At 61.0% G+C, this 22612-nt stretch carries 18 protein-coding genes and 1 pseudogene; 10 read left to right on the top strand and 9 right to left on the bottom strand.

Going from position 1 to position 22612, the window contains the following annotated elements; all coding sequences use genetic code 11:
* Positions 1–14: 14 nt before the first annotated feature.
* The 9 genes from PMI29_RS20855 to edd form a co-directional block, all read right to left on the bottom strand.
* Positions 15–1175 carry an ABC transporter ATP-binding protein gene (locus PMI29_RS20855; protein WP_007995996.1) on the bottom strand — a complete coding sequence of 387 codons (1161 nt, stop codon included), beginning with the start codon at positions 1173–1175 and terminating at the stop codon, positions 15–17.
* 4 nt (positions 1176–1179) lie between these two features.
* Positions 1180–2025 (bottom strand): carbohydrate ABC transporter permease, encoded by an 846-nt coding sequence (locus PMI29_RS20850; protein ID WP_007995997.1) that lies wholly within the window; start codon positions 2023–2025, stop codon positions 1180–1182.
* A complete protein-coding gene (locus PMI29_RS20845; RefSeq protein ID WP_007974433.1) occupies positions 2018–2926 on the bottom strand; it encodes a carbohydrate ABC transporter permease in 909 nt (302 codons plus the stop codon). Before PMI29_RS20845 ends, PMI29_RS20850 begins: the two co-directional genes overlap by 8 nt.
* 200 nt (positions 2927–3126) lie before the next feature.
* On the bottom strand, positions 3127–4425 hold the full coding sequence (locus tag PMI29_RS20840) for an ABC transporter substrate-binding protein (RefSeq protein WP_007995998.1): 1299 nt from the start codon (positions 4423–4425) through the stop codon (positions 3127–3129).
* A 117-nt stretch (positions 4426–4542) separates the two neighbouring features.
* On the bottom strand, positions 4543–5802 hold the full coding sequence (locus tag PMI29_RS20835) for a D-mannose isomerase (RefSeq protein WP_007995999.1): 1260 nt from the start codon (positions 5800–5802) through the stop codon (positions 4543–4545).
* A gap of 266 nt (positions 5803–6068) precedes the next feature.
* Entirely contained in the window at positions 6069–7538 is a 1470-nt protein-coding gene (locus tag PMI29_RS20830; protein ID WP_007996000.1) for an ATP-binding protein, read from the bottom strand.
* Entirely contained in the window at positions 7528–8259 is a 732-nt protein-coding gene (locus PMI29_RS20825) for a response regulator (RefSeq protein WP_007996002.1), read from the bottom strand. Before PMI29_RS20825 ends, PMI29_RS20830 begins: the two co-directional genes overlap by 11 nt.
* 176 nt (positions 8260–8435) lie before the next feature.
* Positions 8436–9386: a glucokinase gene (locus PMI29_RS20820; protein WP_007996003.1), complete on the bottom strand. Its 951-nt coding sequence runs from the start codon at positions 9384–9386 to the stop codon at positions 8436–8438.
* Positions 9383–11209: a phosphogluconate dehydratase gene (edd, locus tag PMI29_RS20815; protein WP_007996005.1), complete on the bottom strand. Its 1827-nt coding sequence runs from the start codon at positions 11207–11209 to the stop codon at positions 9383–9385. Before edd ends, PMI29_RS20820 begins: the two co-directional genes overlap by 4 nt.
* A gap of 220 nt (positions 11210–11429) precedes the next feature.
* Between edd and gap the strand changes: the two genes are divergently transcribed.
* From gap to PMI29_RS20770, 10 genes and pseudogenes are all read left to right on the top strand, one after another.
* The gene (gene gap / locus PMI29_RS20810) at positions 11430–12431 is read left to right on the top strand and encodes a type I glyceraldehyde-3-phosphate dehydrogenase (protein ID WP_007996007.1); all 1002 of its coding nucleotides are present in this window, start codon (positions 11430–11432) and stop codon (positions 12429–12431) included.
* Between the two features lie 149 nt (positions 12432–12580).
* Positions 12581–13045, top strand: coding sequence for a methylglyoxal synthase (locus PMI29_RS20805; protein ID WP_007996008.1), 465 nt, complete (start codon positions 12581–12583; stop codon positions 13043–13045).
* A 77-nt stretch (positions 13046–13122) separates the two neighbouring features.
* On the top strand, positions 13123–13650 hold the full coding sequence (locus PMI29_RS20800; RefSeq protein WP_007996010.1) for an RNA polymerase sigma factor: 528 nt from the start codon (positions 13123–13125) through the stop codon (positions 13648–13650).
* 106 nt (positions 13651–13756) lie between these two features.
* Positions 13757–14722 (top strand): FecR family protein, encoded by a 966-nt coding sequence (locus PMI29_RS20795; RefSeq protein WP_007996011.1) that lies wholly within the window; start codon positions 13757–13759, stop codon positions 14720–14722.
* 122 nt (positions 14723–14844) lie between these two features.
* Positions 14845–17409, top strand: coding sequence for a TonB-dependent receptor (locus PMI29_RS20790; protein WP_007996013.1), 2565 nt, complete (start codon positions 14845–14847; stop codon positions 17407–17409).
* A 112-nt stretch (positions 17410–17521) separates the two neighbouring features.
* Complete coding sequence (locus PMI29_RS20785; RefSeq protein ID WP_007996015.1) at positions 17522–18130, top strand: biliverdin-producing heme oxygenase; 609 nt, start codon at positions 17522–17524, stop codon at positions 18128–18130.
* A gap of 173 nt (positions 18131–18303) precedes the next feature.
* Complete coding sequence (locus PMI29_RS20780; RefSeq protein WP_007996017.1) at positions 18304–18693, top strand: YbaN family protein; 390 nt, start codon at positions 18304–18306, stop codon at positions 18691–18693.
* Positions 18694–19166: 473 nt separating this feature from the next.
* Positions 19167–20174, top strand: a pseudogene (locus PMI29_RS33025) (PDC sensor domain-containing protein); the annotation flags it as partial.
* Positions 20175–20276: 102 nt separating this feature from the next.
* Complete coding sequence (locus tag PMI29_RS33030) at positions 20277–21032, top strand: methyl-accepting chemotaxis protein (RefSeq protein WP_443216445.1); 756 nt, start codon at positions 20277–20279, stop codon at positions 21030–21032.
* Positions 21033–21202: 170 nt separating this feature from the next.
* Positions 21203–22552 carry a CoA transferase gene (locus PMI29_RS20770; protein ID WP_007996021.1) on the top strand — a complete coding sequence of 450 codons (1350 nt, stop codon included), beginning with the start codon at positions 21203–21205 and terminating at the stop codon, positions 22550–22552.
* The last annotated feature ends 60 nt before the right edge of the window (positions 22553–22612 follow it).

The raw sequence follows: 22612 nt of genomic DNA on the forward strand, positions 1-22612 counted from the left end.
TACAGTCTTGTTCTTCAGCGGCTTTTGAATTGCGCTACGTTGGCAGCGTGAGTCTCCGCTTTTGGCACACCGGCAACCCCCAGCCGCTCCCCGCTCTTGGCATCGAACAGCAGAACTTTCGCCGGATCGAATTGCAGGGTCAGGGTCTCGCCCACCGCCGGCGCCACGTCCGGTGCCAGGCGGCAGCAGACCTTGGTGTCGTTGAGGTTGACGAATACCAGAGTGTCGGGACCGGTCGGTTCGGTGACCTGGACTTCGGCACGAATGGTCGGCAAGCCATTCGCATCGCCGTTGGCCAGAATGATCTGTTCAGGGCGCATGCCGAGGATCACTTCACGATCTTCAAGACCGGCGTCCTGCATACCCAGCGGCAATTCGCAACGAGCCTGGCCGCTGTCGAGCAGCGCCAGCAGACGACCGTCCTTGCGCTGCAGGCGCAGCGGGATGAAGTTCATTGGCGGCGAGCCGATGAAGCTCGCCACGAACAGGTTGGCCGGGTTGTTGTAGATGTCTTTCGGCGTGCCGAACTGCTGGATGATCCCGTCCTTCATCACCGCCACCTTGTCGCCCAGGGTCATGGCTTCGATCTGGTCGTGGGTCACGTAGACCGTGGTGGTTTTCAGGCGCTGGTGCATCAGTTTCATTTCGGTGCGCATCTCGACCCGCAGCTTGGCGTCGAGGTTGGACAGTGGTTCGTCGAACAGATAAATCTTCGGCCGCCGCGCCAATGCACGGCCCATCGCCACACGTTGCTGCTGGCCACCGGAGAGCTGGCCAGGCTTGCGACTGAGCAGGTGCTCGATCTGCAACAGCTTGGAAACCCGAGCGACTTCTTCGTCGATTTCGGCCGTCGGCATTTTGCGAATCTTCAGGCCGAAGGCGATGTTGTCGCGCACGCTCATGGTCGGGTACAGCGCGTAGGACTGGAACACCATGGCGATGTCGCGATCCTTGGGGCTCATGCCGCTGATGTCGGCGTCGTCCACCAGGATCGCGCCGCCGCTGATGGTTTCCAGGCCGGCGATGCAGTTCATCAAGGTCGACTTGCCGCAGCCCGACGGGCCGACCAGGATCAGGAACTCACCGTCATCGATTTTCAGTTCGATGTTTTTCAGGGTGTCCGGCAGGCCGGGGCCGTAGGTCTTGTTGACGTTGCGTAATTCGAGAGTTGCCATTTTTCTACCCCTTGACCGCGCCGGACGTCAGCCCACGCAGGAAATACTTGCCAGCGAATATGTAGACCAGCAGTGTCGGCAGCCCGGCGATCATCGCGGCGGCCATATCAACGTTGTATTCCTTGGCCCCGGTGCTGGTGTTGACCAGGTTGTTCAGGGCCACGGTAATTGGCTGGGCGTCGCCACTGGCGAACACCACGCCGAACAGGAAGTCATTCCAGATCTGGGTGAACTGCCAGATCAGGCAGACCATCACGATGGGGATCGACATCGGCAGCAGGATCTTCAGGAAGATCGTGAAGAAGCCCGCGCCATCGAGCCTTGCGGCCTTGACCAGCGCATCCGGAATGCTCACGTAGTAGTTGCGGAAGAACAGCGTGGTGAACGCCAGGCCGTAGACCACGTGCACCAGCACAAGGCCGGTGGTGGTGTTGGCCAGGCCGAACTTGCCGAGGGTGAACGAGGCCGGCAACAGCACGGTCTGGAATGGCAGGAAGCAACCGAACAACAGCAGGCCGAAGAACAGTTGCGAGCCACGGAAGCGCCACATCGACAACACGTAGCCGTTCATCGCGCCGATGAAGGTAGAAATCAAAACCGCCGGCACGGTGATCTTCACCGAGTTCCAGAAGTAGCCGCCGACCACGTCCCAGGCCTTGATCCAGCCGATGCCGTCGATCACGGTCGGCCAGCTCAACAGGTTGCCGGTGCGGATGTCTTCCGGGGATTTGAAACTGGTCAGCAGCATCACCACCAGCGGGATCAGGTACACCGCAGCCGCCAGCAACAGGGTTGCGTAGATCGCAATGCGGCTGAAGCTCAAGGCTGGCTTGCCGAGTTGATTAGTCATGGCGTTTGCCTCGCAGCTCGGAGTACAGGTACGGCACGAGGATGGTCAGCACGGCACCGAGCATCAGCATGGCGCTGGCCGAACCGATGCCCATCTGGCCACGGCTGAAGGTGAAGGAATACATGAACATCGCCGGCAGGTCGGAGGAGTAACCCGGACCGCCCGCGGTCATCGCCGCGACCAGGTCGAAGCTCTTGATCGCGATGTGCGCCAGGATCATGAACGCACTGAAGAACACCGGGCGCAGGCTCGGCAGGACGATCTTCAGGTAGATGGTCGGCAGGCTCGCACCATCGACTTGCGCGGCACGGATGATCGATTGATCGACACCGCGCAGGCCGGCGAGGAACATCGCCATGACAAACCCGGAGGCTTGCCACACGGCGGCGATCACCAGGCAGTAGACGACGCGATCCTGATCCACCAGCCAGTCGAGACGGAAGCCTTCCCAGCCCCAGTCACGCAGCATCTTGTCCAGGCCAAGGCCGGGGTTGAGCAGCCATTTCCACGCGGTACCGGTGACGATCATCGACAGCGCCATCGGGTACAGGTAAACGGTGCGGATGAAGCCTTCCTTGCGAATGCGCTGGTCCAGCAGCACGGCGAGGAACACACCCAGCACCAGGCTGATGCCAATGAACATGCCGCCGAACACCGCGAGGTTCTTGCTCGCGACCCACCAGCGGTCGTTGTCCATCAGGCGCATGTATTGCTGCAGGCCAACCCACTTGTAGCTCGGCATGAAGCTGGAATTGGTGAAGGACAGAATGAACGTCCAGATGATGTAACCGTAGAAACCTACCAACACGATCAGCATGCTCGGCGCGAGTACCAACTTGGGTAGCCAGCGTTGCAGGGCATCGAACGGTGAGGCTTTGCTGAAAACCGCCACAGAGCTCATCGGGATAATCCAGGTGGAGAAGTGAAATCCGGACAGAGTTCCCCCCTGTAGGAGCGAGCTTGCTCGCGATGGAATCAAGAACACCGGGGTCTGTCTGGATGATCGCGGTGTTTGGTAGTCCATCGCGAGCAAGCTCGCTCCTACAATGGGGCGGAGCTCTCTCTGGGGTTTGCCGCAGGATCACCTGCGGCGATTACGAGTTACTGGGCCGCTTTGACAGCCGAAGCCAGTTGGGCGCTGGCCTTGGCCGGGTCTGCGTCCTTGTCGTTCATGAAGTTGGTGACCACGTCGAAGATCGCGCCCTGCACGGCCAGGGAGGTGGCCATGTTGTGCGCCATGCTCGGTTGCAGGTCGCCGGTCTTGTCGTCCGCGATGAAGTCCTTCGCCGACTTCTGGGCACACTCGTCGAAGCCGAGCTTGTCCATTTCGTTCAGCATGTCGTTGCGCACCGGGATCGAACCCTTGTTCATGCTGAAGACTTTCTGGAAGTCGGTACCCAACGCGACCTTGGCCAGGTCTTGTTGCGCGGCGATGTCACCCTTGCGATCAGCCTTGAGCTTGAACACCGCCAGGGAGTCGATGTTGTAGGTGAAGGCTTTTTCGGTGCCCGGGAACGCTACGCACTGGTAGTCCTTGCCCGCGACTTTCTTCGCCGCAGTCCACTCGCTTTTCGCCCAGTCGCCCATCATCTGCATGCCGGCCTTGCCATTGATGACGTCGGCGGCGGCGATGTTCCAGTCACGACCGGCGCGGTTCGGGTCCATGTAGCCGGTGATCTTTTTCAGCTCGGCGAACGACTTGGTCATCTCCGGGCCGGACAGGGTTTTCTGGTCCAGGTCGACCAGGGCTTTCTTGTAACCGTCAGCACCCATTACCGAGAGCACCACGTCTTCAAACACGGTGCTGTCCTGCCAAGGCTGGCCACCGTGGGCGAGCGCGATGAAGCCTGCGGCTTTGAGCTTGTCGCCAGCGGCATAGAATTCTTCGAGGGTGGTCGGGGCCTTTTCGATCCCGGCTTTCTTGAACACCTCCGGGTTGATCCACAGCCAGTTGACGCGGTGGATGTTCACCGGCACGGCGACATAGTCACCTTCGTACTTCACCGTGTCGGAAACTTTTTTCGACAGCAGGCCATCCCAGTTTTCCGCCTTGGAAACGTCTTTCAGCGCGTCGGTGCTGAGCAGGCCAGTGCTGCCCCACTCCTGGATGTCCGGCCCCTTGATCTGTGCAACGCCCGGCGGGTTGCCGGCTACGGCGCGACTCTTGAGTACGGTCATGGCCGTGGAACCGCCACCACCGGCGACCGCGCCATCCTTCCAGGTGAAGCCGTCTTTTTCGACTTGTGCCTTCAGGACATCGACCGCTGCTTTTTCACCACCGGAAGTCCACCAGTGAACGACTTCAACGGAACCTTTGGATTCGGCGGCAAGGACACTGAGAGGGAGTGCAGACAGGGAAGCGAGAGAAATGACAGTAGCGAGGCGAGAAATCGCATTCATCTAGGAGCACCTTTCTTGTTGTTATGCATGCAAGTCTGTTGCTTGCGCTGCATAGGATTTTAAACAGGCGCCATCCCCCGGCAGGTAACGAAGGGACGCGCATATGTCACCGCATGGTTACATAGAACCGCTCTGGGACAGCTGTGCCAGCGCACTGGCCATGCTCGGCGCCAGGGGCAGGCGCGGAATCAGCACGGCTTGCCAGGCGTGATAAAGGTCAGGCTTGCCGGGCCAGATATCGGCACTCGGGCGGTTCAGCGGGTCGAGTTCGTGATGCCAGCTGCCGCCTTCGCGATCGATGAAATGACGGTCACAGAACTCCCAGAATAGTCGGTACCAGTGTTCGTACTGCGCCTCTGCAGTGCGCTTGAGCAAGGCACTGGCGGCGGCGCTGGCCTCGCAATGGGTCCAGTGCAGGCGGTGGCGGACCACCGCTTTGTTGTCCCAATCGAGGGTGTAGACAATGCCCGGCGCGCCATCGATGTCCCAGCCGTGGAGGCAATTGTGCTCGAACAGTTTTTGCGCGTCGGTGACCAGCCAGCCCGGCGTGAGCATCCCGGCTTTCACCCGCGCAGCTTCGAGGTGCAGCAACAGTCGCGCCCACTCGAAACCGTGGCCCGGGGTGGTGCCGTAGGGGCGAAAGCCGTCGGCCGGATTGTCGCGGTTGTAGTCCTGCAGTGGCTGCCAGTCGCGGTCGAAATGCTCGATCACCAGGTAGTCGTTGGCGGCGGCGTGGCCATGGATCACACGTTCCACGATGCGCTGGGCGCGGCACAACCAGCGGTTGTCATCGGTGACATCGGCCAGGGCGAGGAAGGCTTCGGTAGCGTGCATGTTGCTGTTGGCGCCGCGATAGGCTTCTTCGCAACTGAAGTCGCGGTTGAAAGACTCGCGCATCGCACCTTCTTCTTCGCTCCAGAAACAGGTGTCGATGATGTCGATCGCATCATCGAGCAGGGCTTGAGCACCGGGACGCTGTGCGACCACCGCAGAACTGGCGGCCAGCGCGACGAAGGCATGCAGATAGGCGTTCTTGCCGGTGTTGCCGTCGCGATGTTCGGCAGTGGCGAACCAGCCGCCGTGAACCGTATCGCGCAACGGCCCGCGCAGGGCCGCAACACCGTGATCGACCAGCTCGGCGAAACCCGGCAAGCCCTGAATATGCGCCATGGCGAAGCTGTGGGTCATACGCGCGGTGTTCATGGTCTGGGCTTGCGCATCAGCTGGGAGGCGACCTTTTTCATCGAGGTTGCCGAAGCCTTCAGGGAGTTTTGAAGCCTTGGCAAAATTCAACAAGCGCAGGCCTTCGGCGGCGAGCCATTGCTGATGGGCAGGTGCGTTCAGCCAACTGCTGAAGGCTGGTTGGAGGGTGTCCATGGCGTACCTTTTTTGTTGTTATGACTGAGGGGCAGTCTAAACAACGGACGACGGCGGGCTTGTAACGAAGGGGGTGGGTTATGTCACCAGGCTGTGACAATGGACACCAACATTGAGTGAAATACTTGTGGCGAGGGGGCTTGCCCCCGTTGGAGTGCGAAGCGCTCCCAAAACGACCACCCTCTAATTATCTGTGATATGAGGTTGCTGATTTTACGACTGCTGCGCAGCCGAACGGGGGCAAGCCCCCTCGCCACAGGGTGGTGTCAATCCATCGAGCGAGGCAACTGCAGGGTCACCCGCAACCCGCCCTCACGCAGGTTCTGCAAGCTGACCTCACCACCATGACTATGGGCAATGTTGCGGGCAATCCCCAGCCCCAATCCATACCCCTGCTGCTGCCCGGCCAGACGAAAGTGAGGCTCGAACACCTGCTCCAGCCGCTGCTCCGGCACACCTGGCCCTTCATCATCGACATGCAGGATGAACGCGCTGTCATCGTCATCGATGTGCAGGTGCGCGTTCTGCCCGTACTTCAATGCATTGTCGATCAGGTTGCCGATACAGCGCTTGAGCGCCAGCGGTTTGCCCGGGTACGCCGCCAGCGCCCGCCCCTGCTGGGTCACGCGGCCGTTGCCGTTCGGCCCGAGATAGGGCTCCACCAAACAGTCGAGCACATGGTTGAGGTCCACCAACTCGATGTTCTCGTGGATGTCGGTGTCTTTCACGCATTGCAGCGCGCCTTTGACCAGTAATTCGAGCTCGTCCAGATCGCGCCCGAATTTGGTTTGCAGCGTTTCGTCCTCGAGCAATTCGACCCGCAGGCGCAAGCGGGTGATCGGTGTGCGCAGGTCGTGGGAAATGGCGCTGAACAACTGACTGCGCTCCGTCAGGTAACGGCTGATGCGCTCGCGCATGGTGTTGAACGCGCGCCCAACCTCGACCACTTCACTGCCCCCGCCTTCGGCCACCGGTTCCACGTCGGCTCCCAACGACAGATCCCGGGCCGCCCGCGCCAGGCGCTTGAGCGGACGACTCTGCCAGTGCACCAGCAGGCCGATGAACAACAGCAAAAAGCCGCTGGTCAGGAGGATGAACCACACCTGCTGCGCCGGCAGGCCCTGCTCTTCAAGACTGGTATAGGGCTCGGGCAACAGCGAGGCGATGTACAGCCATTCGCCTGGCGCCATCTGGATCTGCGTGACCAGCACCGGCGGGTTCACCGGTTCCAGGGTCAGCGCGTAGTGCGCCCAGGAGCGAGGCAACTCATCGAGCTTCAGGCCGCCATTGAAGATGCGCAGGTCTTCCGGGCTGACGAAGGTTACCGAGATGTCCGCGTCCTGGCCGAGGGACTGGCGCAGCACTTCGTCCACCGCTTTGAGTACCGCCGCTTTGCGCGGGGTGATGGGCAGTACTTCCATGCCCAGAGGTTTATCGTTGAGCGTCACCACGAACCGGGTGCCGCCCATGCTGCGCAACTGATCGAGCACCAACGGTCGAAACGCCACCGGCAACGAACGGAAGTAACTGACACTGGCCGTCATCGAATGGGCCAGGCTGCGGGCGCTGGTGACCAGGCCCTCGAGCTGCGTGGCGCGCAATTGCGAAACCCAGATCACGCTCGACAGCGTCTGGGCGAACAATACCGCCAGCAAGGTCAACAGCAACATCCGCCCGAGCAGCGAACGCGGCATCGGTATTTTGCCGGCGAGTTTGCGGAAAATCTCAGTGGCCATTGCTGGCAACCACATTGGCCGCCAGTTGGTAGCCGCTGCCACGCACGGTGCGGATCAGCCGTGGCGGTTTTTCAGTGTCGCGCAGGCGCTGGCGCAATCGGCTGACCGCCATGTCGACGATGCGATCGAGGGGCATCAAATCGCGGCCACGGGTGGCGTTGCCGATGGTGTCGCGGTCGAGGATTTCCTGCGGGTGATCGAGGAACAGTTTCAGCAGTGCGAAGTCGGCGCCCGAGAGAATCACCTCTTCGCCGTCGATGTGAAACAACCGATGGCTGACCATATCCAGACGCCAGTCATCGAAGGCCAGCACCTCACCACCGTTACGTTCCTGGCCGAACTGCGCGCGGCGCAGCAACGCCTTGATCCGCGCCTGCAATTCCCGTGGGCTGAATGGCTTGCCCAGATAATCGTCGGCGCCCAGTTCCAGGCCGATGACGCGGTCGGCTTCGTCTGAACTGGCGGTGAGCATGATGATCGGCACCTGCGCCTGGCGTGGATGCTGGCGAATCCAGCGGCACAGGCTGAAACCGTCCTCGTCGGGCAGCATCACATCAAGGATCACCAGATCGCTCGGCGCCTCATTCAACGCCTGGCGAAAACCGGCACCGTCGGGCGTGGTACGCACCTGGAAACCGGCACGGGTCAGGTAGGTGTCCAGCAACTCGCGTATCTCTTGATCGTCATCGACCAACAAAATCGACTTGTTGACTGAGCTCACTTCGAAGGCATCCTTGTTGTTTGAATTGGGCGGATTATGCCTGATGAACCTTGAAAAATTGTTGCCTGTTCTGGCCTCATCGCGGGCAAGCCCGCTCCCACAAGGTTATGTACACATTCTGAAAATGCCGGTGATCCTGTGGGAGCGGGCTTGCCCGCGATGAAGGCGACTCGATCTCAAGCCTGTTCGAGCGCTACTCCCGCGCCAACAAGTCCGGAATACGGCGCCGTCACCAGCCACACTGGAATCCCCTTGAAGTAATCGCTCATGCAACCCTTGTCGGCGAAGCACCGGGCGAAACCGCTTTCAAGGAAGAAATCGGCAAACCGCGGGATCACCCCGCCAACGATGTACACGCCACCACGCGCACCGGTGGTCAGTACGTTGTTGCCCGCCACGCGACCGAGCCAGCAGCAGAACTGTTCAAGCACTTCCACGGCAATCGGGTCACCCGCCAGTCCGGCAGCGGTGATCGCTTCCGGTGTTTCGAGCACAGGCGTGTGTCCGTCCACCGCGCAGATCGCCCGGTAGACGCGCGGCAAGCCGCCGCCGCTCAGTGCCGTTTCTGCGCTGACATGGCCAATCTCGTTGAAAATGTGCTGCCACAGTTGGGTTTCACGCGGGCTGCTCAGTGGCAGGTCGACGTGACCGCCCTCCCCTGGCAACGCAGCGAATCGGCCCTCGCCCAGATCGAGCAGGGTGCCGACGCCCAGGCCCGTGCCCGGGCCAATCACCACCGCCGGACGCAACGGCTCCGGCGTGCCTTCGCAGACCACGCGAAATTCGCCGGGCTGCAAACGGGTCATGCCCAGGGCCATGGCCGAGAAGTCGTTGACCAACAGCAGTTGATCGACCTGCAAGGTCTGGCAAAAACCCTTGCGGCTCAAGCGCCAGTGATTGTTGGTGAACTTGAATTCATCGCCGCTCACGGGACCGGCCACCGACAGGCACACCGATCCGATCGAACCCGGCGCCAGCCCCAGGCCATTGAGGTAGAGGCTGATCGCCTCCTCCGGGCTCGGGAAATCTGCCGTTGCCAGCACCTGGACCGATTCCAGTTGCTGGTTTTTCCACAACGCGAAACGTGCGTTGGTCCCACCGATGTCACCGACCAAAGCCAGTTTCAATTAAGCGTCTCCAGGGCAGAAGTAAAGGCGCTGGCGCCCTGCTCCGCCGAGCTGAAGGCCATGCGCATGAAACCGAACAGCTCGCGACCGGTGCCGATGTTGTTGCCCAACAGGCCCTTGGCCGGCGTGCGCGCTGCGAATTCTTCGGCGTCCACCTTAAGTTCCAGGGTGCCTTTGACGCCATCGACGCGGATGATATCGCCCTCTTGCACCCGCGCCAAAGCGCCGCCTACATAGGCCTCGGGGCTGACATGAATGGCCGCCGGGATTTTCCCTGATGCGCCGGACATGCGCCCGTCGGTCACCAGTGCGACTTTGAAGCCGCGATCCTGCAGCACGCCGAGGAACGGCGTCATCTTGTGCAGCTCCGGCATGCCATTGGAGCGCGGACCCTGGAAGCGCATCACCGCGACAAAATCCTTCTCCAGCAAACCGGCCTTGAACGCATCGGCCAGGTCCTGCTGATCCTGGAACACCATGGCCGGCGCTTCGACAATCTGGTTCTCCACGGCTACTGCGGAGACTTTCATCACACCGCGACCAAGGTTGCCTTCCATCACCCGCAGACCACCTTCCGGCGAGAATGCACGAGCGACCGGACGCAGGATGCTTTCATCGAGGCTGTCGGTCACGCCTTCGCGCCACACCAGCTGGCCATTGTCGAGGAACGGCTCCTGGGTGTAGCGGCTCAGGCCATGGCCCATCACGGTGTTGACGTTTTCGTGGAGCAACCCGGCTTCCAGCAGTTCACGGATCAGGAACGACATGCCACCCGCGGCCTGGAAGTGGTTGATGTCGGCCTTGCCGTTCGGGTAGACGTGGCTCAGGGTCGGCACCACCTCGGAGAGGTCGGCCATGTCCTGCCAGGTCAATTGAATGCCCGCCGCCATGGCGATGGCCGGCATGTGCAGGGTGTGGTTGGTCGAGCCGCCCGTGGCGTGCAACGCGACAATCGAGTTGACCAGCGAACGCTCGTCGACGATTTCGCCGATCGGCATGAAGTCACCGTTCTGCTTGGTCAGGCGCGTGACCTGATGCGCCGCTTCGCGGGTCAGGGCATCGCGCAACGGCGTGTTCGGGTTGACGAAGGACGCGCCCGGCAGGTGCAGGCCCATGACTTCCATCAGCAACTGGTTGGTGTTGGCCGTGCCGTAGAAAGTGCAGGTGCCAGGGCTGTGGTAGGACTTCATTTCCGATTCCAGCAGCTCTTCGCGGGTCGCCTTGCCTTCGGCGTACTTCTGGCGCACGTCGGCTTTCTGCTTGTTGGAAATGCCCGACACCATCGGCCCGCCCGGCACGAAGATCATCGGCAGATGGCCGAAACGCAGCGCGCCCATCATCAGGCCCGGCACGATCTTGTCGCAGATGCCGAGCAGCAGCGCGCCATCGAACATGTTGTGGGACAGCGCCACGGCGGTGGACAACGCGATCACTTCGCGGCTCGGCAGGCTCAGTTCCATGCCTGGCTCGCCCTGGGTCACGCCATCGCACATGGCTGGCGTGCCACCGGCGAACTGGCCGACGGAGCCGATCTCGCGCAGGGCTTTCTTGATCAGTTCGGGGAAGACTTCGTACGGCTGGTGCGCCGAGAGCATGTCGTTATATGACGAAACTATCGCGATGTTCGCGGAGTTCATCATCCGCAGGCTGTGCTTGTCATCGCTGCCGCAACCGGCCACGCCATGGGCGAAGTTGGCGCATTGCAGCTTGCCGCGCATCGGGCCGTCGCTGGCCGCACCGCGGATCAATGCAAGGTAGGCCTCACGCGTGGCGCGGCTGCGGGCGATAAGCCGTTCAGTGACCTCAAGGACGCGGGGATGCATGTGTAGAACTCCAGGCTAACGGATGTGGCGACCTGATTGTCTATGCTGAACAAGAGCCGTTGTTGACGGGATGACAGACGGTTTTCTTGATCAATCGGACCAGTTGATTCAGGTCACTCGTTGTAGATTGAACAAAATATTGCCACTAAAAAGGCTTGTTTTCTATTTTTTTGCGAATAATCTTGTAATTCCAACAACAAAACGACGGCGGCGCTGATATATGACTCTTCGAATCGCAATCAATGGTTTTGGCCGTATTGGCCGTAATGTCCTGCGGGCACTCTATACCCAAGGCTATCGCCGGGATTTGCAGATCGTCGCCATCAACGACCTGGGCGACAGCGCGATCAACGCGCACTTGCTCAAGTACGACACTGTTCACGGCACGTTCGATGCCGATGTTCAACATGATCAGGAAAGCCTGACCGTCAACGGCGACCGCATTTCGGTCAGCGCCATCCGCAACCCGGCCGACCTGCCATGGGCCGCGGAAAAGATTGATGTGGTATTCGAATGCACCGGTCTGTTCACCGACCGCGCCAAAGCCGCCGCGCATATTACGGCCGGCGCGCGCAAAGTGATCATCTCGGCTCCCGCCAAAGGCGCCGACGCTACTGTGGTTTACGGGGTCAACCACGACATTCTGCGCCAGTCGCACCAGATTATTTCCAACGCCTCGTGCACCACCAACTGCCTGGCCCCGGTGGCCCAAGTGCTGCACCGCGAGCTGGGCATCGAAAGCGGCTTGATGACCACCATTCACGCCTATACCAACGACCAGCACCTGACCGACGTCTATCACGTCGATCCGTACCGCGCCCGTTCGGCCACCCAGAACATGATCCCGAGCAAGACCGGTGCTGCCGAAGCGGTGGGCCTGGTGCTGCCGGAACTGGCGGGCAAATTGACCGGCATGTCGGTGCGCGTACCGGTCATCAATGTGTCGCTGGTGGACCTGACGGTGCATCTGAAAAAAGAAGCCAGCGCAGAGGAAGTCAATGCGCTGATGAAAGAAGCCAGCCAGCATTCGAAGATCCTTGGGTACAACACCCTGCCGCTGGTCTCCAGCGACTTCAACCACAACCCGCTGTCGTCGATCTTCGACGCCAACCACACCAAATCCAGCGGCAAATTGCTCAAGGTATTGGCGTGGTATGACAACGAGTGGGGCTTCTCCAACCGCATGCTTGATAACTGTCTGGCGCTGTGCAACGCAGAATAAGCAGCACGCCCACCGGTCTTGTAGGAGCGAGCTTGCTCGCGATGGTCGTTAACGATAACGCCGGGAACCTGATGCCCCGCGGTGTTCTACAGTCCATCGCGAGCAGGCTCGCTCCTACAAGGTGCGCGTCATGTCTGGAGTAACAATCGATGATCGGCATCAGCTTTACGCAAAAGACCATGGCAGCGCGCAAGCGTATCGCCCTGGTCGCCCATGACCACTGCAAGGTGTTCTTGCTGGACTGGGCCGAACGGCAAAAAGACAAACTGGCCCAGCATGATCTGGTCGCCACAGGCACCACGGGGTTGTTGTTGCAACAACGCCTCGACCTGCCTGTGCAAAGCATGATCAGCGGGCCGCTGGGCGGCGACCAACAGCTCGGTGCGCAAATCGCCGAACAGCGGGTCGACATGCTGGTGTTTTTCTGGGACCCGTTCGAACCCCAGCCCCACGATCCGGATATCAAGGCATTACTTCGGGTCGCGGCGGTGTGGAACATCCCGGTGGCGTGCAACGAATGCAGCGCCGACTATCTGCTCAGCAGTCCGCTGATGGATCAGGCACACCTCCATCGGATTCCCGATTACGCGACCTATTTGCAGGGTCGTGCGTAAAGCTTCACAAATCAGTGCTTGACCATTCGAGTAGATGATAAGCATTATCATTTGCTCGAAATGGATCAGGTCCTCCCGTGAGTCAGTCGCGCTTCAACCACGTTTTCCTCACCCAGCGTACCTCCCTGCTGCGCACGCTGGAACGGATGGTCAACAATCACAGCACCGCTGAAGACCTCCTGCAGGAAACCTATCTGCGGGTGACCCGCGCGTTGAGCGAACGGGCCATCGATCATCTTGAGCCCTTTGTCTTCCAGACGGCGCGCAACCTGGCGCTGGACCATTTGCGCGCGCGGCGCATCCATTCGCGCACCATGGTCGACGACGTACCGCAGGAGGTGATGCACAGCATCGCCGCCCCCACCAGCAGCGCTGAAGACGCTGCCCATGCCGAACAATTGCTGGAGCGCCTGAACGTGAGCCTCAGTGAACTCAGCGCCCGCCAGCAGCGGATTTTCATCCTCAGCCGCCTGCACGGGCACAGCTATCAGGAAATCGCCGACGAGCTGAACGTATCCCTCAGCACCGTGCAGAAAGAACTCAAACTGATCATGTCGATCTGCATGGGTGTCGCCGAAAGGAATGACGGCAGCGGCAAGCTTTAAGCGGCAAGCCGCAAGCTCAACGCCAAACCGAGCTTTAGCTTGCAGCCTGTAGCTTGAAACTTGAAACTTGAAACTGCTGCTCAAAAAGCCCCGCCGAGGAAACACCGTGACGGACAACCACCGCTCCCCCGAGCCTTCACTGGCGCAGGATCCCGCAAGTGCGATGGACCAGGCCCTGGACTGGTTGATCGTGCTCGGCAGTCCCGACGAGGAGCAGAGCCGCCAATTCCACGCATGGCTCGACGCCGATCCGTTGAATGCCCAGGCGTTCGCCAAGGCCCAGGCGATCTGGGACGGCCCGCAAGTGGCGCAATGCGCGCAAAGCCTGGCTGCGCGCCCCGCGAAAGTCACGGTCCTCGCCCGCCTGCGTCCGCACTGGAAACCGCTGGCCACCGCCGCCGTGCTGCTGCTCGGGATGTTCAGTTTCAGCAATTTGCCAATGCGCCTGCAGGCCGATCACCTGACCGTGGTCGGGGAGCGTCAGCGCCTGCAACTGGAGGACGGCTCCAGGGTCCTGCTCAATACCAATTCGGCGTTCTCCAGCACCATCAATGATCAACAACGAGTTGCCCGCCTGTACCAGGGCGAAGCGTTTTTCGAAGTGCAGGCCAACCACAGCCAGCCACTGGAAATCGACGCCGGCCCGGTCAAGGCCAGCGTTCGCGATACCGCTTTTGCCGTGCGTTACCTCGACGGCGTGGCACAGGTGCGGGTGCAGCGCGGCGATGTCGACTTGCGAGCCACCCGTGACGATGCGCGGGTGCGCTTGTCCGCCGGGGAAAGTATCCGCATCGGCCCCAACGGTTTCGACCACCCGGCCAGGCTGGATGCCGCCACCGACCTGGCGTGGGTCCAGGGGCGACTGGTGTTTGAAAACTGCCCGTTGAACCAGGTGCTGGCAGAACTTCGCCGCTACTACCCGGGCTGGATCATCAACAACAACGAGCAGTTGGCCGATGTCGCCGTGACGGGCAACTATCGCCTCGACCAGCCACTGGACGTGGTTCGCGCCCTGGCCCACATCACCTCGGCACGGCTTCAGGAATTCCCGGCGCTGGTCATCCTGAACTGAATGAGAATTATTTTTACTCGATAGCCAAGCCCAGTACGTCTCGTTATAGCCAATGCAATTGATTCGCATCTAACCATGCCGATCAGCACCTATAAAGATTCGTGCGACACGGAGCGCTATCGATGTCCCCTCGCCTCACCCGCCAAGCCTCTTCACCTTCCCGCATGCTGTCGCTGCTGACCGCGGCCATCCTGACGGCCAGCACCGCACCGCTCATGGCCGCCACCGCCACCGAGCCGTCAACTCGCAAAATGGGCGACTACTCGTTCGCCATTCCCCAACAGTCACTGGTGTCGGCACTCAATGCCTTTACCGCGGTGACGGGCTGGCAGGTCGGCGTGTCGTCACAGCTGGCGCAAGGCGTGGTCTCGCCGGGGATACGCGGCAACCTGTCACCGGAAAAAGCCCTGGATCGCCTGTTGGTGGGGACCAGCCTGAGCTATCGCAAACTGGGCAACAACAGCATCGTTCTGGAAAAGCGCGCCAACAGCGGTGCCCTCAATCTGGATCAGGTGACCATCAGCGCCACCCGTAATGAGCAGAGTGTGAACAGCGTGCCGAGCACGGTCTCTGTCTACACACGCGAGGATCTGGACCGCAACAACGTCAATACCATCAAGGAACTGGTGCGCTATGAACCCGGTGTTTCGGTGGGCGGTTCGGGCCAACGCGCCGGCATCACGGGTTACAACATTCGCGGCATCGATGGTGACCGCGTGCTGACCCAGGTCGATGGCGTGCAGGTGCCCGACGGTTTCTTCAACGGCCCGTATGCCCAGACCAACCGCAACTATGTCGACCCGGAAATCGTCAAGCGTGTGGAAATCCTCCGCGGCCCGGCCTCTGTTTTGTACGGCAGCAATGCCATTGGCGGCGCCGTCAGCTACTACACGCTGGACCCGGACGACATCATCAAACCGGGCAAGGATGTCGGCGCACGGCTGAAAACCGGCTACAGCTCCGCCGACGACAGCTGGCTGACCTCCGGCACCATCGCCGGCCGCACCGGCGAGTTCGATGGTCTGTTGCATCTCAGTCAACGCAACGGTCATGAAACAGAGTCCTTTGGCGAAACCGGCGGCACTGGCCTGAACCGCACTCAAGCCAACCCCCAGGACGTGCGCACCACCAGCGTGCTGACCAAACTGGGCTGGAACTACGCCGACGACGCACGCCTTGGCCTGATCTACGAGAATTACTACGCCGACCGCGACACCAATCAATTGAGCGCGGTGGGTGGCCCGTTCAATGCCGGACGTGGTTTCGGCTTCTATAAGTCCCGCACCGGCAACGACACGATCACCCGCGAACGCTTTGGCCTGGAACACAGCTTCGGCCTGGACAGTTCGCTGGCAGACAACATCAAGTGGACGCTGAACTACCAGATCGCCAAGACCGACCAGAGCACCGAGGAAATCTACGCACCGTCGCGGACTGTGCTGCGTAACCGCGATACCAACTTCAAGGATCGCCAATGGATATTCGATGCCCAGGCTGACAAGTCGTTTACCATCGCCGACACCGAACACCTCGTCACCTATGGCACCACCATCAAGCAGGACAAAGTCACCGGCCTGCGTACCGGTACCGGCACCTGCCTGACCGTGGCCGGTGCCTGCCGGGTCATTGGTGCCCCTAGCGCCCTCGACACGTTGACGCCCGCCAGTGACTTCCCGGACCCGACCATCAATAGCTACAGCCTGTTCGCCCAGGATCAGATCAGTTGGGGCAACTGGACCTTCATGCCCAGTGCACGCTATGACTACACCGAGCTCAAGCCGCACATCACCGAAGAGTTCCTGGCCACCGCCGACCAGAGCGGCAACGGCACGGTGAGCGACGACACCAAGACCTGGCATCGTCTGTCGCCGAAGTTCGGCACCACCTACAGCTTCAACGATAACTACACTTGGTACGGCCAATACGCCGAAGGCTTCCGCACACCGACCGCCAAGGCGTTGTATGGTCGTTTCGAAAACCTCGCCGGCGGCTATCGGGTCGCGCCTAATCCGGACCTGGAACCGGAAAAAAGCAAAAGCTACGAGACCGGTTTGCGCGGCAACTTCGAGCAGGGCTCGTTTCACGTGGCGGTGTTCTACAACAAATACCGCGACTTCATTAACGAGAACGCCATCACACCCGGCTACACCGAGACCACGTTCCAGAGCAACAACATCAAGCACGCCACCATCAAGGGTGCCGAGGTCAAGGGCCGTCTGAACCTCGACGCCTTCGGTGCCCCGCAGGGTCTCTACACCCAGGGCTCGGTGGCCTATGCCTACGGGCGCAACGACGACAGCGGCGAACCGCTCAACAGCGTCAACCCGCTGACCGGCGTATTCGGCCTCGGTTACGACCAGGACAACTATGGCGGTTTGCTCAGCTGGACCCTGGTGAAGAAGCAGGACCGCGTCGACAGCACCAGCTTCAAAACCCCGGACGGCACCAGCACCCAGTTCAAGACCCCGGGCTTCGGCATTCTGGACCTGAGCGCCTTCTATAAGGTGACCGACGACGTTACCGTCAACGGCGGCATCTTCAACCTGACCAACAAGAAATACTGGCTGTGGGATGACGTGCGCGGCTATGACAGCGTCGGCGAAGCGTCGGTGACCCAGCCGGCCAACCTCGACCGCCTGACCCAGCCGGGTCGCAACTTTGCCGTCAACGTGATCTGGGACATCTGATCCGATCCTGCCACCGAGCGGTTTCATCAAGCCGCCCGGTGAAGATTTTTTACTGTCAGGCGCCTGCTTGTTCGTCTCGTTACCAAGCGCCTTTTTTCCCCAAGGAATTGCCATGAATACCCAGGCCACCGAACAACGTCCCAACCTGCGTTCACAGCGTTTGAACCAGATCACCCACGAGCCGCACAGCAAGCTCGATGCCCTGGTCAAAGCCCATGCCCCGTTTGAAACCCCGGCCAATTTCGCCCGCTTCGTGGTGGCGCAGTACCTGTTCCAGTCGGAACTGGTCTCGCTGTACAACGATGCCGAACTGACCACCATCGTCCCGGACCTGCTGGCGCGCTGCCGTGCCGATGCAGCCAAGGCCGACCTCGCGGACCTGGACACCGACGTGCCGGCGCCCGTCGCCGGTGCACTGAAGCACCCGACCAAGGCCGAAGCCCTGGGCTGGATCTTTGTGTCGGAAGGTTCGAAGCTCGGTGCTGCGTTCCTGATCAAGCGTGCCGTGGGCCTTGGCCTGAGCGAAACCTTTGGCGCCCGTCACCTTGGCGAACCAGCCGGCGGCCGTGCTGAAGGCTGGAAAAGCTTCGTCAAAACCCTCGACGGCCTGGCGTTCAGCGCCCGAGAAGAAGCCGAAGTAGAAAAAGGCGCCATCGACGCGTTCAACCGTTTTACCGTGTTGCTGGAACGGGCTTACGCCAGCGCGCCAGAAGTCGCCTGACACTCCACTGCCCCTGTGGGAGCGGGCTTGCTCGCGAAAGCGGAGTACCAGTCGACATTTTTTTTGAATGTCAGACCCCTTTCGTCGGTACGCCGCCCGGAGCAAGCCCGCTCCCACATTGGACGAAGCAAGTCTGTAAAATTTCGATTCGCCTCACGTGCTGCCTTGAGCCCATGCCCATCTCCTCCAGACTCTCCCGCCTCCTCTTCGGCCTGTTGGCCTATGTCAGCCTGGGTATCGGCCTGATCGCCATCGTCATTCCCGGCCTGCCAACCACCGAATTCATCCTGCTGGCCGCCTGGGCCGCGACCCGAAGTTCGCCGCGCCTGAGTGCCTGGCTGGAAAACCACCGGCTGTTCGGCCCCATCCTCCATAACTGGCGCAACGGCAAGATCATCGCGCGCCGGGCAAAGATCAGCGCCACTGTCAGCATGCTGTTATGTGCAGGCCTCATGCTGGCGATGCTCGAGCACGGCTGGCCGGTCTACCTGGCGATTGCCGGGATGGGGCTGGGCAATCTGTGGATCTGGTCTCGGCCGGAATCACTGCCGGAATCCTGCTGAACAACTCCGCGATATTTCTTCGTTTTAAAGCACTTTTCGGCACATTTTTCTGCGCAAACGTTCAACCACTACCGTTCGTCGGCACCCCATTCATGTAACCTGGCCTTCACGCCGATGTGCCTTGATCGGCGCTAAATGGATTTAGCGAGTGAGCCGCAACGGCTCGCAGCCAACACTTCATCCATTCGCGAGTTCGCCCTATGTTCGACTCACTGTCCATCCGCCTGAAAATCGTCCTGCTGTCCGGTCTGTGCCTGCTGGGTGTAGTCGCCTTGATAGTGGGCATGAATATCTACCAGACCAATCAGAACGATGATCTGGTCAACGATTCCAGCAGCAGAATGCTCACCGCCAGTGTGCAGGACCTGCTTCAGGCCAAAGCCGCCGAGCAAGCGGTACGGGTGCAGAAGACCTTCGGTGAAACCCTGACGGTGGTGACCGCCCTGGCGGATCAGATCAAGGACATGCGCACCATGGCCGCCAAGCGCTCGCTTGAGCCTGGCGCCCTGCGTGAAGAGTTGAACCAGAGCCTGAAAACCGCCTTCGAGCGCAATGGCAAGGTGCTGGGCATCTGGCTGGCGTTCGAGCCCAACGGCCTGGACGGCAAGGACAGCGAATTCGTCAATGACGCCGTGCGCCAGTCCAACGAGATCGGTCGTTACGCCACCTACTGGAGCCGCGCCGGCGGTGAGTCGCTGAACACGATCATGGTCGAAGAGGACATGACCAAAACCACCCTGAACCTCAGCGGCACGCCGTACAACGTCTGGTACACCTGCCCGCGGGACAGCAAGCGCACCTGTCTGCTCGACCCCTACGCCGATACTGTCGGCGGCAAGGAAGTGTTGATGACCACCATTTCCGTACCGCTGCTGGAAAATGGCAAGTCCATCGGTGTGGTCGGTATCGATATCGCCCTCGACGCCCTGCAAGCGGCGGCGGTCGGCTCCCAGCGTGAACTGTTCAACAACGCCGGGCACATGCTGATCGTCTCCGGCACTGGCGTAATGGCCGCCTACAGCGTCGATGCGGCGAAAGTCGGCAAGAGCATCGGCGACACCCTGGGTGCAGATGGCAAGGACATCCTGCAACTGCTTGGCAGCGGTGCACCGAAGATTCTCCAGCAAGGCGACCTGATCCGTGCGGTTTACCCGGTCAGCCCGATTGCCGATGCCAAGACCTGGGCCGTGGTGATCGACCTGCCCAAACAAGTGCTGCTGGCCGACTCGGTGAAGCTGCAAGCAGTGCTCGACGATGCCCAGCAAAGCGGCACGATCAAGGCCCTTTCGGTGGCGGTGATTGCCGGCCTGCTCGGTCTGCTGCTGATGTGGCTCACCGCATCGGGCGTGACCCGGCCGATCAACAGTGTGGCTGAAATGCTCAAGGCGATTGCCAGTGGCGACGGCGACCTGACCCAGCGCCTGCACTACAGCAAGAAAGACGAGTTGGGCGAACTGGTGGGCTGGTTCAACCGCTTCCTCGACAAGCTGCAACCGACCATCGCGCAGATCAAGCAAAGCATTACCGACGCCCGCGGCACGGCCGATCAATCGTCCGAGATTGCCCGCCAGACCAGTGAAGGCATGCAGGTGCAGTTCCGCGAAATCGACCAGGTCGCCACGGCGTCCAACGAAATGAGCGCCACTGCCCACGATGTCGCCAACAGCGCCTCGAACGCGGCCAACGCCGCCAAGGGTGCCGACCAGTCGGCCCGCGACGGTCTGTCGATCATTGAGCGCAGCACCCGCGACATCAATCAACTGGCCGAGGAGGTCAGCAAGGCCGTGACCGAAGTCGAAGCCCTGGCGGTCAACAGCGAGCAGATCGGTTCGGTGCTGGAAGTGATCCGCAGTATTGCCGAGCAAACCAACCTGCTGGCACTCAACGCGGCCATCGAGGCCGCCCGTGCCGGTGAAAGCGGTCGCGGCTTCGCGGTGGTGGCCGACGAAGTGCGTAACCTGGCCAAACGCACCCAGGATTCGGTGGAAGAAATTCGCCTGGTGATCGAGCGCATCCAGTCCGGCACCCGCGGCGTGGTCGCCACCATGCATTCAAGCCAGACCCAGGCCCACAGCAACGCCGGACAGATCCAGCAGGCGGTCCAGGCCTTGGGCAAAATCAGCGACGCGGTCACCGTGATCAGCGACATGAACCTGCAAATCGCCAGCGCCGCCGAGCAGCAAAGCGCCGTGGCCGAAGAGGTCAACCGCAATGTCTCGGCGATCCGCACCGTCACCGAAACCCTGACCGGCCAGGCCACTGAATCGGCGCAAATCAGCAGCCAGCTCAATTCCCTGACCACTCACCAGATGAAGTTGATGGATCAGTTCCGCGTTTAAAAAGCACCGCCGATCAATGTGGGAGCGGGCTTGCTCGCGAAATCGGACTGACATTCAACATTGATGTCGACTGAAAGTCTGCTATCGCGAGCAAGCTCGCTCCCACAAGGATTTCATCTGACCTGGAAACTTTTGGACTAAGATCAGGCTCTCGCTCCGGAGGGCCTTCGATGACTGATCTGCTCACGTCCATTCAAGCCGCACTCGGTTTGCCTCACACCCCGATTCCTTTCACCTCCAGCGGCGCCCTGCCCTCGGCGTTTGCCGTCACTGACCTGGCCTGCGCCAGCATTGCCGCCGCCGGACAGGCCGCCAGCGAACTGCTGCACCGACAAACCGGACGCCTGCCCGACCTTGAAGTTGACCGACGCCTGGCGTCCTTCTGGTTCGCGACCTCGATTCGCCCGACAGGCTGGAGCGTTCCGCCGCTGTGGGATGCGGTCGCCGGTGACTACGCCACCTGTGATGGCTGGATTCGCCTGCACACCAACGCGCCCCATCACCGTGCCGCTGCCGAAAGCGTGCTCGGCGCCTGCACCGACCGCGTAGCGATGACCGGCAAAGTGGCGCAATGGACGAAAAGCGAACTTGAGCAGGCGGTGGTCGATGCTGGTGGTTGTGCCGCAGAAATGCGCACCTGGGAACATTGGCAAACCCATCCTCAAGGCCAGGCGGTAAATGCCGAACCCTTGATTCAATTCGCCAACCACCCAAGCCAGAGCAGCCAACCGTGGATGGGTTCAGTGGCCCGGCCACTGGCTGGCATCAAGGTGCTGGATTTGACGCGGGTGCTTGCCGGCCCTATTGCCAGCCGCTTTCTGGCAGGCCTGGGCGCCGATGTCTTGCGCATCGATCCGCCGACCTGGAACGAGCCGGGGGTGGTGCCGGAAGTCACTTTGGGAAAACGCTGCGCGCGCCTTGATCTGAACGACAAATCCGATCGCGGCGTATTCGAATGCTTGCTCAGGGACGCCGACATTCTGCTCCACGGTTATCGTGCCGATGCACTGGAGCGGCTTGGCTTGGGCATGCATGACCGCCGGCAACTGAACCCGGGGCTGATTGATGTTTGCCTCAATGCCTATGGCTGGATCGGCCCCTGGCAAAACCGTCGGGGCTTCGACAGCCTGGTGCAGATGAGCAGCGGCATCGCCGAAGCGGGCATGCGCTGGAAGCAGGCGGACAAGCCGACGCCGTTACCGGTGCAGGCCCTTGATCACGCCACCGGGTACTTGATGGCGGCCAGTGCGATCAGGTTGTTGGCGCAACGGTTGAGCGACGGCACAGGCGGCTCGGCGCGATTGTCGTTGGCGCGTACGGCGAAGTTGTTGATCGAGCACGGGCCCGGGACGGGCGAGGCGTTACGCGCGGAAGATGTGCAGGATCAGGCGATGCTCGTGGAGCAGACACCGTGGGGGGCGGCGCATCGGTTGCTTGCGCCTTTGAAGATCGCGGCGACGCCGTTGCAATGGGCGCTTCCGGCAACGGAACTGGGTTCACATCCTGCGCAGTGGTGGTGAACTTCAGATAGCCATCGCGAGCAAGCTCGCTCCCACATTTGATCACGGTCGTGAGCTAGA

Source organism: Pseudomonas sp. GM49, from assembly GCF_000282355.1.
Classification (GTDB): domain Bacteria; phylum Pseudomonadota; class Gammaproteobacteria; order Pseudomonadales; family Pseudomonadaceae; genus Aquipseudomonas.